The sequence below is a fragment of the Tunicatimonas pelagia genome (assembly GCF_030506325.1).
In the GTDB taxonomy this organism is placed as follows: Bacteria; Bacteroidota; Bacteroidia; order Cytophagales; family Cyclobacteriaceae; genus Tunicatimonas; species Tunicatimonas pelagia.
In genome coordinates, this window is the sequence record NZ_CP120683.1 from 4566161 (window position 1) to 4582395 (window position 16235).

At 45.5% G+C, this 16235-nt stretch carries 14 protein-coding genes and 1 tRNA gene; 11 read left to right on the forward strand and 4 right to left on the reverse strand.

The features are described from left to right. Positions 1-3 precede the first annotated feature (3 nt). Entirely contained in the window at positions 4-1503 is a 1500-nt protein-coding gene (locus P0M28_RS19610) for a sugar ABC transporter ATP-binding protein (RefSeq protein WP_302204436.1), read from the reverse strand. Positions 1504-1741: 238 nt separating this feature from the next. On the opposite strand from P0M28_RS19610, the gene P0M28_RS19615 reads away from it, so the two are divergent. Beyond that, on the forward strand, positions 1742-1936 hold the full coding sequence (locus tag P0M28_RS19615; protein ID WP_302204437.1) for a hypothetical protein: 195 nt from the start codon (positions 1742-1744) through the stop codon (positions 1934-1936). Between the two features lie 75 nt (positions 1937-2011). After that, complete coding sequence (locus P0M28_RS19620) at positions 2012-2380, forward strand: hypothetical protein (RefSeq protein ID WP_302204439.1); 369 nt, start codon at positions 2012-2014, stop codon at positions 2378-2380. Here P0M28_RS19620 and P0M28_RS19625 read toward each other — a convergent pair. Beyond that, the gene (locus tag P0M28_RS19625) at positions 2377-2727 is read right to left on the reverse strand and encodes a hypothetical protein (protein ID WP_302204441.1); all 351 of its coding nucleotides are present in this window, start codon (positions 2725-2727) and stop codon (positions 2377-2379) included. The genes P0M28_RS19620 and P0M28_RS19625 overlap by 4 nt on opposite strands. Before the next feature lie 131 nt (positions 2728-2858). Between P0M28_RS19625 and P0M28_RS19630 the strand changes: the two genes are divergently transcribed. The 5 genes from P0M28_RS19630 to P0M28_RS19650 all read left to right on the forward strand — a co-directional run bounded on the left by P0M28_RS19630 (position 2859) and on the right by P0M28_RS19650 (position 10258). Continuing rightward, positions 2859-5039 (forward strand): TonB-dependent receptor, encoded by a 2181-nt coding sequence (locus P0M28_RS19630; RefSeq protein WP_302204443.1) that lies wholly within the window; start codon positions 2859-2861, stop codon positions 5037-5039. A gap of 177 nt (positions 5040-5216) precedes the next feature. After that, positions 5217-5858 carry a hypothetical protein gene (locus tag P0M28_RS19635; RefSeq protein WP_302204445.1) on the forward strand — a complete coding sequence of 214 codons (642 nt, stop codon included), beginning with the start codon at positions 5217-5219 and terminating at the stop codon, positions 5856-5858. A gap of 89 nt (positions 5859-5947) precedes the next feature. Then, entirely contained in the window at positions 5948-7009 is a 1062-nt protein-coding gene (locus P0M28_RS19640) for a sensor histidine kinase (protein ID WP_302204446.1), read from the forward strand. Between the two features lie 27 nt (positions 7010-7036). After that, positions 7037-7813: a LytR/AlgR family response regulator transcription factor gene (locus tag P0M28_RS19645; protein ID WP_302204448.1), complete on the forward strand. Its 777-nt coding sequence runs from the start codon at positions 7037-7039 to the stop codon at positions 7811-7813. 852 nt (positions 7814-8665) lie between these two features. Beyond that, a complete protein-coding gene (locus P0M28_RS19650; RefSeq protein ID WP_302204450.1) occupies positions 8666-10258 on the forward strand; it encodes a glycoside hydrolase family 32 protein in 1593 nt (530 codons plus the stop codon). Positions 10259-10338: 80 nt separating this feature from the next. Here P0M28_RS19650 and P0M28_RS19655 read toward each other — a convergent pair. Next, positions 10339-10412 (reverse strand) — tRNA-Arg (locus P0M28_RS19655). 178 nt (positions 10413-10590) lie between these two features. Between P0M28_RS19655 and P0M28_RS19660 the strand changes: the two genes are divergently transcribed. Further along, a complete protein-coding gene (locus P0M28_RS19660) occupies positions 10591-11304 on the forward strand; it encodes an outer membrane beta-barrel protein (RefSeq protein WP_302204451.1) in 714 nt (237 codons plus the stop codon). Positions 11305-11310: 6 nt separating this feature from the next. On the opposite strand, the gene P0M28_RS19665 is transcribed toward P0M28_RS19660, so the two are convergent. Continuing rightward, positions 11311-11766, reverse strand: a complete 456-nt coding sequence (locus tag P0M28_RS19665) for a type I restriction enzyme HsdR N-terminal domain-containing protein (RefSeq protein ID WP_302204453.1) — start codon at positions 11764-11766, stop codon at positions 11311-11313. A 178-nt stretch (positions 11767-11944) separates the two neighbouring features. Between P0M28_RS19665 and P0M28_RS19670 the strand changes: the two genes are divergently transcribed. The 3 genes from P0M28_RS19670 to P0M28_RS19680 all read left to right on the forward strand — a co-directional run bounded on the left by P0M28_RS19670 (position 11945) and on the right by P0M28_RS19680 (position 16219). Continuing rightward, positions 11945-13738 carry an SLC13 family permease gene (locus P0M28_RS19670; protein WP_302204454.1) on the forward strand — a complete coding sequence of 598 codons (1794 nt, stop codon included), beginning with the start codon at positions 11945-11947 and terminating at the stop codon, positions 13736-13738. 139 nt (positions 13739-13877) lie between these two features. After that, positions 13878-14507, forward strand: coding sequence for a gluconate 2-dehydrogenase subunit 3 family protein (locus P0M28_RS19675; protein ID WP_302204455.1), 630 nt, complete (start codon positions 13878-13880; stop codon positions 14505-14507). Beyond that, on the forward strand, positions 14507-16219 hold the full coding sequence (locus P0M28_RS19680) for a GMC oxidoreductase (RefSeq protein WP_302204456.1): 1713 nt from the start codon (positions 14507-14509) through the stop codon (positions 16217-16219). Before P0M28_RS19675 ends, P0M28_RS19680 begins: the two co-directional genes overlap by 1 nt. The last annotated feature ends 16 nt before the right edge of the window (positions 16220-16235 follow it).

The window sequence follows — 16235 nt, forward strand, 5'->3', positions numbered from 1 at the left end:
AGTTTAGGCGTACATAGTTTTAGTGCCGGAGGCGTAATGCATAATTTCTTCTTCGGTAGCTTGTTCGCGGGTGAGTTCGGCGGTAATGATACCGTTCCACATTACCAGAATTCGGTCACTAAGCAACAGCACTTCCGGCAACTCCGAAGAAATCAATAAGATACTTACTCCCTGTTGGGTAAGCTCGTTCAAGATAGCATAAATCTCGGATTTTGCGCCTACATCTACGCCGTGCGTCGGTTCATCTACGATAAACACTTTAGGCTGACGCATCAACCACTTGGCGAGTACTACTTTTTGCTGATTTCCGCCGCTCAGGTTCAGTACCTTCTGCTGGCTGCTGGGAGTAATAATGCGAAGTTGCCGGATATAATCTTCGGCTTCTTGTTTAATCTGCCGGGGCTTCAAAATACCTCGTTCCGCAACTGTTTCTAAGTTAGCTGCTACCACATTATCAGCTACGCTCATATCCAGAAACAGTCCCTGGGTTTTACGGGACTCGGGCAGATAGCCAATTCCTCGCTGGATAGCGTCTTTTGGATGGTCTATTTTTACAGGTTTTCCCTCTAGCAAAACTTTTCCACCTAAAATAGGATCAGCACCTAAAATAGCGCGGGCTACTTCGGTACGTCCGGCACCCACTAGTCCAGCCAACGCCAGAATTTCACCTTTTCTTAGCTGAAAGCTCACATTACGAAAGCGTTCTCCTTGCAGATCCTTTACTTCCAGCACTACCTCGCCTTGGGTGTGGTTCTGAGTGTCCTGCACCTGTAAATCACGCCCGACCATTTTGCGAATGAGCGTATCTACCGTTACTTCGCCAATAGCAAATGTACCCTGGTGCTGTCCGTCTTTTAAGATTGAAACTCGGTCGGCAATCTCGAAGATTTCGGCCATGCGGTGGGAGATGTAAATGACCGATACATCTTGCTGTTTTAGCCGTTGGATAATGCTGAACAGAATTTTGGTCTCTACTTCAGTGATAGAAGCAGTAGGCTCGTCTAGAATTAGTAATTCCGGTTTTTGGGAGAGAGCTTTAGCAATCTCTACCATCTGTTGCTTAGCAGTAGACAAAGAGCTTATCAAACTTTGCGGACGAATATCTGACAGCCCCAATTGCTTTAGTAGCTCTTGGGTTTTACGGTTAAGCTGAGGGAAATCAATCAGACCGAAGCGGTTGCGAGGCTTGTTGCGGATGAAGATATTTTCAGCTACGCTCAGTGTCTCCACTAAACTTCGTTCCTGATATACAATGGCGATACCGAGTCGTTGAGCTTCAATTGGATCGAGAATCTGCACCTCCTGCCCTTTCCAGCGAATGCTGCCGTTGTTAGGCTGCAAATTCCCCGATAGGACGTTCATCAGCGTGCTTTTTCCCGCTCCGTTCTCACCGCATAGGGCGTGTACTTCGCCCGCTTGTACAGTCAGCGAAACCTGGTCTAGCGCTTTCACGCCAGGAAATTCTTTGGAAATTTGCTGTAACTCTAGGTTGTTGTCGGACACGCCGGGTAATTTTTTCTAAAATAGAAAAATTTGTTAACGGCAGAAACTCAACATTCGCTCGATATCTAAATTATGAACGTATGAAAGCCATACACCAGCATTCGGTAGATGATATTAAAACTATGATTGAATGGGGTGAGGCTCAAGTTTATAAATCAAGGGCGATCTCGATTACAGAATTACCGCCTAGGCTATAAGGCTATGCAAATTCAAAATAAAGTTTATGTAATTTCAAAATATGCGTAAGTTTGCCATATGGCTATTATTCCGCGTCAGTAAGTCATCTCAGACTGTTCTTCCTAAAATGTTTAAGGGGATGGATTACTTCTCATCTATTGCTAAAGGAAAGGTGGAATCACAAACGTTGGTGTACGGTGGAAAAGATATTCAGAACCGCACCCGATACCAGGTGCGACCCTGGAATGAAGTATGAGCAACAGTTGAGATTATCCCGATTTCGGTACTAATTTTGATACTCTTCGGAATAGCAACATAACCTATTCCGATTATGAAATATTTTTTCTGCACCTCATTGCTTTTTATCACCAGCCTAATCGCCTATTCTCAAGATCAACCACTGCGAACTGAGGAATATTGCGAGGTAGATGTAGAATGGAATTTTGGCTCGCCGTTTTGCCACGTGCGCGTGGACTTCGGGCAACCACCCCGGCGGGGGCTGTTAAGTTTAGTAGATAAATTACGCGACCCCGAGACGCGACGTCCGCTGGAGTTTAATTCGGTAGTAGATATCTTAAATTTTATGAATGAGCAAGGATGGGAGTTGGTACAGGCGTATAGTAGCGATAGTTGTGATACCCGCTACCTGATGCGCCGACCGTTGGTAGAAGCGTCAACCTACGAGCCTATTCCTCGCTAGTCTTTAGGAACATTCTGAAATATCGCCGATAGATTAACCTGTTCGTACCAGTGCGATAGTTGATTAACAGTAGGATAGGAGCAGATTTCTTTCACCCGATCGCCCTGCAATCCATCAAAATGCACTTCAATAAATAATTGGCCGTCGTAATAGAGGCACCGAGCGTCCTGTTTTGAACCCTCAATCTCGATGATAAAATCAAGTAATCGGCAGTCGTCATAAATGTACTGGAGCTGCGATTGGGGGGCAAGCTGATTGAACTTGAAACAATTCATATTCAAAGCAACCTCTTTTTGTCGGAAACAAGTAACCGGAATAGCGGTAGAACTTACAGCGTAGTGTTTCATAGTAATTTACTATGCAATGCCGGTAGGTCATCGTTTTTTACGGTTCGTCCGCGAAATTCTACCATTCGGTTAGTTTAATTCGTTAGCATCGGCTCAAATACGCACCTTAGCCTCATCAAAATCACACGGCTATGCGTAATTTCACTTACATTTCTTACGGTTTAATACTCTTAATCCTCATCAATAGCAGCTATTTATGGGGTCAAACCACGTGGTCGGGGGTAGTAACTGACGGTGCTCAGCCCGTAGTGGGGGCCAATGTCTATTTGCAGAATACCTACTCAGGAGCTACTACTGATACTACCGGAGCGTACTCCTTCACTGCTGAGCCGACGGATACATCTTATCTGGTTATTAGCGCGGTTGGTTACCAAACGCAACAGCGACTGGTTATGGCTTCTGACCCTACCGCTTCGCTAAATATTCAACTTCAGGAGGCTAGTCATACGCTACAAGGAGTGACAATCAGTGCTGGGTCATTTGAAGCCGGTGATAAACATCAGGCCATCGCCTTGAAGCCACTCGATATTGTGACTACGGCTGGGGCGATGGGCGATATTGCCGGAGCACTACAAACGTTACCCGGCACCCAAACCGTAGGGGAAGATGGTCGCCTATTTGTTCGGGGTGGGGATGGGCACGAAACGAAAGTGTTTATTGATGGAATGTTATCGCATAGTCCGTTCAATGCTTCGGTTCCGGGAATACCGACGCGGGGAAGGTTCTCACCCTTTCTGTTCAAAGGAACTACGTTCAACACCGGAGGCTATTCGGCTGAATACGGACAAGCTCTATCATCAGCCTTACTACTCAATACTAACGATCTAGCTGAGCAAACTCAAACTGATATATCGCTGATGACGGTAGGTGGAAACGTATCGCATCAGCACCGCTGGGACCAATCGTCAGTTTGGGTAGAAGGTGGCTATACTGACTTAACCGCTTACCAGTGGGCGGTTCCGCAGGATGTTCAGTGGATGACGGCTCCGAAAGCGTGGAGTGGTTCAGCCGCTTACCGCCAAAAAACGTCGGCTACCGGAATGATGAAGCTATACACCCAGGCCAGCCGTAGCCAACTGGCATTGCATCAGCCCAACGTAGAGCAATTGCCCAATACAAATTTAGTATCGCTAGAAAACGATAATCTCTACGCGAATGCATCCTTTCAGGAAGTAATGGGCAAAAAATGGATTTGGAATACAGGAGTATCGTATACTTATGATGAACAACAAGTTACTATTGATCAAGCACCCATGCGGCAGCAACAGCAAAGCGTACACGCCAAATCAGTGGGAACATATGATCTAAACTCCAATGTAGCCATCCGCGTAGGGGCGGAGTACTTCCAAGATCAGTACGACTGGGAAATGCCAACTTCTGAAGGCGTAAGCTCGGCGAACCTATCGTTGGTTGATCGCCGACTATCGCAATTTGTAGAAACTGATGCGTATCTTACTAAGCGTTTGGTATCTCGCCTAGGAGTACGAACCGAATACGCCAAACACACTGACATTTGGAATGCTTCACCCCGGGCTTCGCTCGCTTACAAAACCGGAAAAGATAGTCAGGTCTCTTTATCTTACGGAACCTTCAACCAAAGTTCTCAGCCCGATTATCGCCTTATCAATGCCGACTTAACGGATGAACGGGCGGCGCACTATATTGCCAACTACCAGATTACACAAACCGGTCGTACTTTCCGGGCGGAAGTATACCACAAACAATATCAGCAACTTACGAAGTTTGATCCCGCGCAACCCGGCAATCCGCTCGCTTACAATAACCAGGGTGAGGGCTACGCTCGGGGGCTGGATATTTTCTGGCGCGATCGCCAGTCCGTAAACAATCTGGACTACTGGGTTTCGTATTCGTTATTAGACACTGAGCGTAATTACCAAGATTTTCCAACTGCGGCCGTACCGACCTTTGCTTCCAAGCATAACTTTTCAGCCGTAGGTAAATACTTTATGACCAATTGGCGAACCCAGCTTGGAGCTGCTTATTCCTTCGCTAGCGGACGACCGTATTTCAACCCAGAGCAGCCGGAGTTCCACGCCGACCGAACCAAAGCCTTTCATAGTCTAAGTGTAAATGCCGCTTGGCTGATCAGACAACACATTATCCTTTATGCCGCCGCCACTAATGTTTTAGGGCGCGACAATGTTTTCGGCTACAATTATGCTTCGCAGCCTAACGAGTCTGGTAGCTACCATCGTGTTCCGGTTCGTCCTACGGCTCCTCGCTTTTTCTTTGTCGGCCTGTTTATCACACTGAGCAAAGACAAAATGAAAAATCAGTTGGATACACTGTAAACGGAGGACGGAGACCGGAATCTGGAGACCGGAGATAGCTTGGCATTAAAACAGAGTTGGGAGGTGGTAGTATACACTAGCCTGAAACATACAAACTTGTCACCCAATGACTAATGACAGTTTAACCATTCAACAATTTAGCAATCGAACCATTGAACCATTTAAATTCTAATAATTATGAAACGTTTATTTATTTCAACTATCCTATTTTGGTTTGTTACTTTAAGTTTTGCGGGCAACCCTGCTTACGAAAAAGCGATGCAACAAGCTATTGGTCAACTGGAAACTGCCGAGTCACCCAATGCTTATCAGGCAGCAGCCAATCAGTTTCTTCGTATTGCCCAAGTTGAGCAAAGCGAGTGGCTACCGTTGTACTACGCCAGTTACGCTTACATCATTCAGGGAGCAATGAGCGAGAGTGGTGAACAGAAAGATGAGAGTCTGGATCAGGCTCAGGAATACTTAGATCAGGCGAAGCAACTGACTTCAGATGAATCGGAACTAGTTACTTTACAAGGGTACATCCATATGATTCGGGTAACGGTAGACCCTACCAGTCGGGGACCGGAGCTGGCGGGTAAAGCAACCCAAACGCTGGCGCGAGCCGCTCAGATGAATCCTGATAACCCTCGAGCCTTTTTGCTGCTGGGGCAAATGCAGTACGGCACCGCTCAATTTTTTGGTGGCGATACTTCCGAAGCTTGCGGGCTTATCAACCAAGCAGTGGTAAAGTATGAAAACGGAGAAACTGAAAATACCCTGATGCCTCAGTGGGGAGAAGCTACAGCTCAAGCAGTTCAACAGCGATGCGCTCAGTAGTTACCGGACAATTGGGTACGCTTCATCCGGTGATTAAACTGGCTAGGGGCTATGGAGGCAATTTACTATATTTCGTCAAAAATTGCTTCATGCGCGTATCACTCTATAGGCAAATTGGGTCTTCTTTACGATTCTCAGCACTGGTAGGTACACTGATTATGGTGCCGATTATTGCGCTGCAATCATCAGATTCACTAAGCTGGAGTGAGATTCTGCAACGCCATTGGCCAAGTGTACTGATGTCTATTGCCTACACCTTTTTTCTTGGCGAAGGAAACGGATATTTGAGTAGGTATCTAACCCAATTAGTACCGTGGATTGACCAGCCAATTAAACGGCTAATATTAGGAGTGGTAGTGATGTTTGCTTACTCATTTGTAGCCATTTTGCTAGTGCAATTCGTAGCGGCTAAACTAATCTGGGAACCACGTTGTGATTGTGCAGCTACTTGGGAGGAGTACTATCTGGAAAATATGCTTCTACCGCTGGGCATTACTATTGTAATTATGGTTTTCCTGACTAGCCGAAGCTTTTTACTTAGTTGGCGACAAGCGGCTATTGAAGCTGAGAAGCTGAAAACCGAGCGGGTGGCTTCGCAGTACGAGTCGCTAAAGAATCAGGTGAACCCGCACTTTCTGTTTAACAGCCTCAATGCACTTACCTCACTGGTGTACGAAGATCAAAAGCAGGCAGCTAAGTTTATTAAGAAACTGTCGGACGTGTATCGCTACGTGCTCGACAACCAGCAAAAGGAAGTAGTGCCATTACGTGATGAGCTACAGTTTGTACAAGCCTACGTATTTCTTCAGAAAATTCGATTTGAAAATAATCTTCGAGTTGATATTCAAGTACCGGAAAGCGAAGCGATGGTTTTACCGTTGTCACTACAGATGCTATTGGAAAATGCAGTTAAGCATAATATTGTTTCGGACGACCAGCCACTGCGTGTTCGTATCTACTTAGAAAACAATGATTCATTGGTAATAGAAAATACGCTTCAACCCAAAACTTCGCACGAATACTCATCTGGGTTAGGGCTGAAAAACATCCAGTCGCGTTACGCTCATCTCTCCGGTCGGGAAGTGGAAATAAAAAATGGGCCGGATAAATTTATTGTAAAACTACCGCTGCTAACTCTGGAAATGGCATAAACCTTCCTGAAATTAAAGATTCTCGGAATGAACATTCTAATTATTGAAGACGAAAAAGCTGCTGCAAGGCACATTACCGCACTAATTCGGCAACATGCTCCTGAGGCTGAAATTGTTGCCCAGTTAGACTCAGTAAAGCACTCGGTAGAGTGGTGGCAGAACAATTCTGCTCCTGATTTGGTCTTTATGGATATTCAACTGGCGGATGGACTGAGTTTTGAGATTTTTGAACACGTTCAGATTACGGTTCCGGTTATTTTCACCACAGCCTACGACCAGTACGCCATTCAGGCCTTCAAGGTCAACAGTATTGATTATCTGCTCAAACCCATTGACGAAGAGGAGCTAGAAGCGGCTTTGGACAAATACCGCAGTTATCATCAAAAGCAGGTGGAGACAACTACTTCGGCAGTGCCCGGCCTAACTCAACTTCAGCAAGCGTTGCAGATGCTACAATCGCCAGGGTACAAGAACCGCTTTGTGGTGAAAATAGGTGAGCGTATTAAAGCCATTCCTTCGGAAAAGATACTGTATTTTTTCAGCCAAGCTAAAGTAACTTATTTGCAAACGGTTGAAGGCAAACACTACATTATTGATTACTCACTCGATCAGGTAGAGCAGATGGTTGATCCTGCCCAATTTTTTCGCATCAGCCGTAAATACATTGTCGGCCTTTCGGCTATCGATGATATTATTACCTACTCCAGCAGTCGGCTTAAGCTTCACCTCAGACACAGCAACGATAGCGATGTGCTGGTAAGTCGCGATCGGGTATCAGCCTTCAGAACATGGCTTGATCAGTAGCTTTTTCAATAGTGTGGATTAGTTGCTCGGAATACCCACTGGTGGGGAATTATGTACCCTTTTTTGAGTGATTTTACTTTTTGGCGCAAGACCAAGCAGAAGCAGTTATTGGAAGAGTTGAAATTATAAATAATTGATAATTAGTTGATTACGGTGAGGTGTAAACCATTTTACTAGAAAAATAAGATTTCTGGCAATAGGTTTGTCTATCTATAGGCGAAGTGAGGGTTGGTAGATAGACTCAATTTTTTAAACTTAATTAAGCATATATTACTTTTTTAACTAATCACAGAGTTTATCTTTTTATTTACAATTAACAACAGTTAGTTGATGCGACACAGGTAAAACTGTGTCGCTTTTTTTATTAATTGGCAGAAAATTTATAATATTTGCCCAAAATCAGCACGATAAGACTAACTAACCGAACTCATGGATACTAACACAATTTTACTTATTGGCCTAGCCGTTGTCTTCATTCTCTCCGCAGTAGGTGTTTGGCTGGGTAACCGAGGCAAATAACAAGTTTAGCAAATTTTTACCTCATTCATTTTTTAGAAAAATTAGGTGTAGCATGTAAGTTATGCCCATATTTGACCGAGCATCTCTCAATTATTCATTATAATTTTCGTTTCAGTTTTATGCCCCCAAAGCTATGGAAGTGAACAAGGTATTGCTTTGGGGAGCTGTAAAAAACAGGCTCTTCGTAAAATACTAGCGAGTAATACGTTTTTCCCAGCTACGGCTGGGTTTTTTATTGGCACACCTTCTTTACTGGCTACTAATTGTCTTCTTATATTTGGTTACCGAACATTGGGTACGAATAGGCATTTTACATAACGTAACTTATCACGAATGAACACACTTCTACACATAGCTACCGTAAGGCTACTGGCACTTGTAATAGGCTGCCAACCGACCACTCCAGAAACGGCTAAAGCTGTTAAGGCCGACTCAACCGACTCTGGCGAACAGTATCGGTTGGTGTATCACTTCACTCCACCTCAGCAGTGGATGAACGACCCCAATGGTATGGTATTTTACGATGGCGAGTACCACCTATTCTACCAGCATTACCCCGATAGCAATGTGTGGGGACCCATGCACTGGGGGCACGCTGTGAGCGAAGATCTGGTGCATTGGGAACACTTACCAATTGCTTTGTATCCCGATAGTTTAGGCTACATATTTTCGGGCAGTGCTATAGTAGATCATAATAATACTTCTAGTTTGGGCACAGACGGTAATCCGCCCTTGATTGCGATTTTTACTTATCACGATCCAGCGGATGAGAATGAAGATAACTACCTTCAAACGCAAGGGCTGGCGTACAGTAACGACCGAGGACGAACCTGGGCGAAGTACGAGGGGAATCCGGTAATAGAGAATCCGGGAATCAAAGACTTTCGTGACCCTAAAGTATTTTGGTACGAGGCTGACCAGAATCGAGCCGCCGGGCGGTGGGTGATGGTACTAGCCGTAGACGACCGAATCCACTTGTACGAATCACCAAACCTCACGGAGTGGAGCTATCTGAGCGAATTTGGCGAAAATAGCGGTTCCCACGGCGGAGTGTGGGAGTGTCCCGATTTATTTCGGTTGACCGCCGATAGTGGAGAGCAAAAGTGGGTGTTGTTGCTCAGTATTAATCCGGGTGGGCCGAACGGCGGCTCAGCTACCCAGTACTTTGTCGGTGACTTCGACGGAACGACATTTACTAACGATAACCCTGATGATATGTCGCTCTGGCTGGATTATGGAAAAGATAACTACGCCGGAGTTACCTGGTCAGATATTCCTGAGTCAGATGAACGGCGTATTTTTTTAGGTTGGATGAGCAATTGGCAGTATGGTCAAGAAGTGCCAACCTACACTTGGCGTAGCGCGATGACCGTGCCCCGTACTTTGCATCTGGTAAAAACCGAAGCCGGTCTACGAGTGGCTTCCCAGCCAGTTGATGAATTGTACGTGCTGCGAAAAGACAGCATTGCTCTGGAAGCTACTACGCTGCAAGGAAATCGAAGTATTAGTTCGCAACTCACTCAACCATCGCCCACACTAGAGCTAAAAGTAGAGTTCGATATAAGTGAAGCAACTGCCCGTGAAATAGGAGTAAAATTATCGAACAGTTTAGGTGAGGAGGTAATTATAGGCTACAATCTAGTGGATCAAGAATATTTTGTAGACAGAACCAATGCCGGGGAAACAGATTTTTCTGAGGACTTTTCCGGTCGGTTTACGGCTGATCGGGTAGGGGAAGGAGATATACTTAGTATGCATCTCTTTATTGATGTAGCTTCGGTAGAATTATTTGGCGACGATGGCACCACCATAATGTCTAATATTTTCTTCCCGAACGAAGAGTTCACGCAGGTAGCGTTGTTCGCCAAAGGCGGCAAGGTACAAATAATAGGAGGTGAAATCTATAATTTGAAAGCAAAGGTCTGATCGGTTGCTCCAATAGCTCTCCATTAAAAAAGAAAAACCTCTTACCTCACTGATAATCAATAAGATAAAAGGCTTAAAAGTGACCTTGTTAGGATTCAAACCTAAAACCTCCTGATCCGTAGTCAGGTGCTCTATTCAGTTGAGCTACAAGGCCATCTATATAAATGGAGTGCAAAGATAAGCAATAAATTCATTTCCAGGCAAGAACAATTCAGGAAAGAAAGCTACGTTTTTTAACGAAATGTCGAGCGAAGCCTCTTATCCCTACTAGAATTATTTTACCTTTGCCCGATATATTACTAACTAAGAAGTTTACAGAAAATTAGTTCAACGTGTTAAACTATAAAAGAATTTTAGGAGGGCTAGCCCTTCTCGTGCTCATGGCTACCACTTCGGCTCAGGCGCAAGAGACTAAAACTACTACTGCTCCGGTAGGGGCACAGCCCGATTTACCTGGTATGTTACTGATAGATTTTGGGTTCAATTTTTTGGATAATGCTCCTAGCGAGTTAGACACTCGCACTTGGGGTTCTCGCGGATTTAACGTCTACTATCTCTACCCTTTTCCTATTGGAAAATCTCCTCTTTCATTTCATACTGGACTAGGGTTAGGTTTTGTGAATTACAGTTTTAGAGGGGTCACCTTGAGCGATACGGACTCTACTCGTGTTTTAGAGTTGGATAATACGGTATACCCTAACCTGCAAAAAACCCAACTCACTACACATTATCTGGATATTCCCCTGGAGTTGCGTTTCTTTGCGAAAGACAACTACCGAGGTTTTACGGCAGCGGTAGGTGGCCGAGTAGGCCGTCTAATCAATTCGTTTACCAAAATCAAATTTGAGGATGGTGGAAGAAACCTAGAAGATAAATTCAAGCGACGCTACAACCTCAACCCCTGGCGCTACGGAGCTTACGCTAAAGTAGGCTTCCGAGGTATTACTTTAACGGGGCAGTATATGTTCTCCGAACTATTTACCTCGGGTGACGGCCCTGCTGATATCAATAATTACAAAATAGGGATTACGGTTGCTTTATTTTAGCGATAATCAACCGTAGGTGGGTAGCCGCGACTGAAACTCAAAACGTTGCTGCTGCTGATCAATACGGCAGCAGTAGTGACGTAAGCCATTGGTAATAGCTAAGTAAGGAGCCTGTAACGTATGGTTGTACAATGCAGACTGCTGAAACGTACGTTCGCTTAGTTTCACCTCGTACGATTTACATTCCACCACCAGAAAAGGCTGCGTATCCTTTCCAAAAGCAACAATATCTGCTCGCTTTTTCTGACCATTTACAGCTAAGGCGCATTCTATTTTGAGCCAAGCCTTAGGGTAATGTAGGTGATTGACTAAATAGTGAGCGAAGTGCTGACGAACCCACTCTTCGGGGGTTAGGGCTACATACTTCTTACGGAAAACATCAAAAATCATCTGAACGGCCCCCTCAGCCATCATGCGCGAATCGAAGGGCGGTAAGTTTAAGGAAGGCGGTGGTTGAAGCATAATCTTAGTGTGTGCTGGTGTTGAAGTGCTACCGTGTTAATGTGTTACTGTATTTTTGCTTGCTGAGTTTACCTGATCATCTGCTCACCCTGATACAATAACACCATTGTACCATAACACTTAAACAATTTTATGTGCTAACTTCGCACTCGGAGCAAGGAAATTATCTCAATTCAGTATGCTGCCTCAGTATCTTCAGCAAATTATCACTTTAGGAAGCATTGTGCTATTGTTTGTAGCCATTTACCGTGAGTGGGTGCGCCCGGTAGTCGGCTTTTTGGGAGTGGTATTGGGGCTGGTATTACTAGGAATACTCACTCCGCAGCAGATGCTGATGGGATTTTCTAATGAGTCTATTGCCAGTGTGGTGCTTCTGGTTGTGCTAAGTTCAGCCTTAAGCAAAAACTTTCAGATAGAAAGTATGATTGACCGGATTTATCATCTCGGTAAGCGGGATACTCCGCTGAGCTACCGAAGTTTCTTGCTTCGTATGATGATACAGGTAGCGGCCTTTTCCTCCATCGTGAATAATACTCCAGTAGTGGCACTGATGACTCCCTACGTCTTTAACTGGGGGCGGAAATACAACGTTAGCCCTTCTCGGTTGCTAATTCCGCTGTCTTATGCCACTATTATGGGCGGTATGATTACGTTGGTGGGCACCTCTACTACATTGGTGCTCAATGGTTTCATGACTAATAATGGAGTAGGAGATATTCCCGGATTAAGTCTGCTATTGATTGGCGGAGCGGTTTGCCTGAGTGGTATTTCATTCATCGCCTTGGTAGGTCATCGCTTGCTACCTAACCACCAAGATATTCTGAATACCTTTCAAGAAAATCAACGGGAGTACTTGGTGGAGACGGCACTACAAAATAATTCACCCCTAATTGGTAAGACTATTACCGAAGCAGGCTTGCGAAACCTGAAAGGAATGTACCTGGTGGAGATTATTCGCACTAAAAAAGTAGTTTCACCGGTGAGGCCTGAGGAAAAACTTCAGCGTAACGATGTATTGATTTTTGCAGGAGCAACGGAGTTCATCTTTGACCTGACCAGCAATGGTCGGGGACTGGTGCTACCACAGTACGATGACACTAGAAAAAGAGATGCCGTAAAAGTCATTGAAGCCGTGGTTGGCGCGAATTCTAACCTGATTGGCTACACTGCTAAAGAAATAGATTTTCGTAGACGGTATGATGCAGCCATTGTCGCTATTCACCGCAACGGGGAACGATTAAGTGGTAAGATTGGAGAGATTAAGCTCCGCCAGGGTGACTTGCTGCTGTTGTACGCTGGTCGCGACTTCCGCAATCGAGCTGACTTATACCGGGATATTTTTATTGTTTCTCAGGTAAAGGAATTTTTGCAACCCAAGCGAGAGAATACTTTTCTGTTTATGCTAGTGACCATCGCTTCAATTGCTGCGCTACTGGTTGATTTTATCTCGCTATTCACGGCGTTGCTGGTAATTTTTGCGGCTATGGTGGGGCTACGGATGATTGCCCTATCGGATGTAAAACGGGAAGTAGATATTAATATGGTGGGTATTTTGGTGTTCTCGTTGGCACTGGGTCAGGCGATGATTACTACCGGAAGTGGCGATTTAGTGGCGCAGCAAATTCTGGGAGCTACTGCTTCACTGGGCCCAACTGCGGTGTTAGCTAGTTTGCTAATTATAACGACGCTACTTACTTCCTTTATCACCAACGTTGGGGCAGTTTCTATTATGTTTCCGTTGGCCTACGCTATTAGCAACACCTTGCAAATAGACGGAACGCCACTGTATTTAGGAGTTGCCTACGCGGCCTCATCGGCATTTCTAACTCCTATTGGTTACCAAACCAACCTCATTGTCTACGGTCCCGGTGGCTATAATTTCCGTGATTTCTTCCGAATTGGTCTACCGATAACGGCTATCTATCTGGCTACCGTACTGAGTATGATTAAACTGCTGTATCCGGACTTTTAAATGAATAATGTATGATGATTAATGAATGATGGGCTGAAATGCAATTATTAATCATTTGTCACTAATCATTCGTTATTACCTTACGGGTTTTACAAAATTTTTAGCATCTTACGAGGTATTGAAAATAAACAATAGCCGAATGGATAGACGATCTGCCTTAAAACAAGCAGCTTTATTAGCTGGTGGCCTAGCTTGGCTACCCTCCTGCGACTTCGGACCGCAGCGCGTAGCTGTAGCACTAGATAATTTACAACTTGATGTAAACCTTCAGGATTTACTGGCGAAAGTAGCCGCTACTATCCTTCCTTCAAACAAAGGTGAGTCCGATGAGACATCATCCAGTGACGACTCACCGGGCGACGATTCGCTGGGATCCGAAGAGCTGGATTTGTACCGTTTTATTCTAGTGATGGTAGATGATTGTATAGAAAAAGAAGACCAACAAGCATTTAGCAATGGTCTGCAACAACTCGTGCCCTTCACCAAAGCTCATTTTGAGAAGCCTTTTCCCCGGAAAGAGCAAGCGGAGAATGAAGCGATTCTTACCCAATTGATGGAAATGAAGGATGCGCCCGCAGCAAAGGAAAGTGCTGAGGTTTCTCCCGCCGAGCAGTTGAAAGACATCCAGGCCTTCTTGGGAATCACTAAGCGCTACACCGTTCAGGGCTACATGGCTTCTGAATACTTTATGACCGAAAAATTTCCCTACAAACTCGTACCGGGCCCTTATCAAGCCTGTGTTTCTATCGAAGGATTAACTATAATGTAATGGCAAATTTCGCAATAGATAGTAAAGATAATCGTACCTACGATGCTATCGTAATTGGCTCAGGTATTAGTGGTGGATGGGCTGCCAAAGAATTGTGTGAGAAAGGCTTGAAAACCCTAGTGCTGGAACGCGGGCGTAACGTAGAGCATATTAAAGACTACCCTACCACTAACATGATGCCCTGGGAGTTTGAGCATCGGGGGCAGATTCCGGAAGAAATTCAGCAAGCCAATCCGGTGATTAGCCGCTGCTACGCTTACCACGAAGATACCCAGCATTTCTTCGTGAAAGATACCGAGCACCCTTACGTACAGGATAAGCCCTTTGATTGGATTCGAGGCTATCAGGTCGGCGGAAAATCATTACTGTGGGCACGGCAGGTGCAACGCTGGAGCGACTACGATTTTGAGGGGCCCGCCCGCGATGGTTTTGCCGTAGACTGGCCCATTCGCTACGCTGATCTTGCTCCTTGGTACAGCTACGTAGAAAAGTTCGCCGGAATTTCCGGTAACAAAGATGGTTTGGATAACCTACCGGACGGAGAATTTCTTCCGCCGATGGATTTGAACTGCGTAGAGAAGTATTTTAAAGAAAAGCTAGAAACGCAGTATTCGGGGCGAAATCTGATTGTCGCTCGCTGCGCGCATTTGTCTGAACCTCAGGCGATTCACTTGGAACAGGGGCGGGGGCAATGCATGAACCGTAACCTTTGCCAGCGAGGTTGCCCTTTTGGCGGTTACTTCAGCAGCAACTCATCTACCCTGCCCTGGGCAATGAAGACCGGGAACATGACCTTACGACCGAATGCCGTAGTGCAATCCATCATTTACGATGAAGGAAAGGAGAAAGCCACCGGCGTGCAGGTAATTGATGCTGAGACCAAAGAAAGCATTGAATTCTACGCTCCGCTGATTTTTGTCAACGCTAGCGCACTGCATACCAATACGCTGCTACTTAATTCCAAATCCAACCGCTTCCCTGAAGGATTAGGTAACGATAATGGTCTGCTCGGTAAGTACGTAGCCTTCCATATTTATCGCGGTAAAATATCGGCGGCTTACGATGGAGAGCTGGATAATACTACTGTGGGTCGCCGACCTACTTCCGGCTACATCCCTCGTTTCCGTAACGTGTATAAGCAGGAAACCGACTTCTTGCGGGGTTATGCCTCCGGCTTCGGAGCCCGTCGCCATATCGAGCGAGATTATGATGGCATTGGTCAGTCGCTGAAGGATAATCTGCTGAACCCCAAGTGGGGCAACTGGCGGGTCAACTCCCATATGATGGGTGAAACCATTCCGAAGGAAACCAATACTGTGAGCCTGGACCCAAGCCAGACTGATGAGTGGGGTATGCCGCTACTCAAGATCAACATCGACTACGACGATAACGACGAAAAGATGATCCAGGACTTCTTTGAGCAGTTCACCGAGATGTACGAACGAGCTGGTTTCACTGATATCAAAACCCGCGATACCGGTCAGGCTCCCGGGCTGGACATTCACGAGATGGGTGGGGTACGGATGGGCAAAGACCCGAAAACTTCCTTGCTCAACAAGTGGAACCAACTGCACGCTTGCCCCAACGTCTTCGTGACCGACGGTTCTTCCATGACTTCTACCAGCACTCAAAACCCTTCCCTCACCTACATGGCCTTCGCCGCCCGCGCCGTAGACTATGCCGTGCAGGAGAAGAATAAGCTGAATTTGTAGCGATTATTAATTGAAA

Coding starts and splice junctions, on each gene's coding strand:
- P0M28_RS19615 (WP_302204437.1), top strand. CDS start 1,742: ATGCGTAAGTTTGCCATATGGCTATTATTCCGCGTCAGTAAGTCATCT.
- P0M28_RS19620 (WP_302204439.1), top strand. CDS start 2,012: ATGAAATATTTTTTCTGCACCTCATTGCTTTTTATCACCAGCCTAATC.
- P0M28_RS19625 (WP_302204441.1), bottom strand. CDS start 2,727: ATGAAACACTACGCTGTAAGTTCTACCGCTATTCCGGTTACTTGTTTC.
- P0M28_RS19630 (WP_302204443.1), top strand. CDS start 2,859: ATGCGTAATTTCACTTACATTTCTTACGGTTTAATACTCTTAATCCTC.
- P0M28_RS19635 (WP_302204445.1), top strand. CDS start 5,217: ATGAAACGTTTATTTATTTCAACTATCCTATTTTGGTTTGTTACTTTA.
- P0M28_RS19640 (WP_302204446.1), top strand. CDS start 5,948: ATGCGCGTATCACTCTATAGGCAAATTGGGTCTTCTTTACGATTCTCA.
- P0M28_RS19645 (WP_302204448.1), top strand. CDS start 7,037: ATGAACATTCTAATTATTGAAGACGAAAAAGCTGCTGCAAGGCACATT.
- P0M28_RS19650 (WP_302204450.1), top strand. CDS start 8,666: ATGAACACACTTCTACACATAGCTACCGTAAGGCTACTGGCACTTGTA.
- P0M28_RS19665 (WP_302204453.1), bottom strand. CDS start 11,766: ATGCTTCAACCACCGCCTTCCTTAAACTTACCGCCCTTCGATTCGCGC.
- P0M28_RS19670 (WP_302204454.1), top strand. CDS start 11,945: ATGCTGCCTCAGTATCTTCAGCAAATTATCACTTTAGGAAGCATTGTG.
- P0M28_RS19675 (WP_302204455.1), top strand. CDS start 13,878: ATGGATAGACGATCTGCCTTAAAACAAGCAGCTTTATTAGCTGGTGGC.
- P0M28_RS19680 (WP_302204456.1), top strand. CDS start 14,507: ATGGCAAATTTCGCAATAGATAGTAAAGATAATCGTACCTACGATGCT.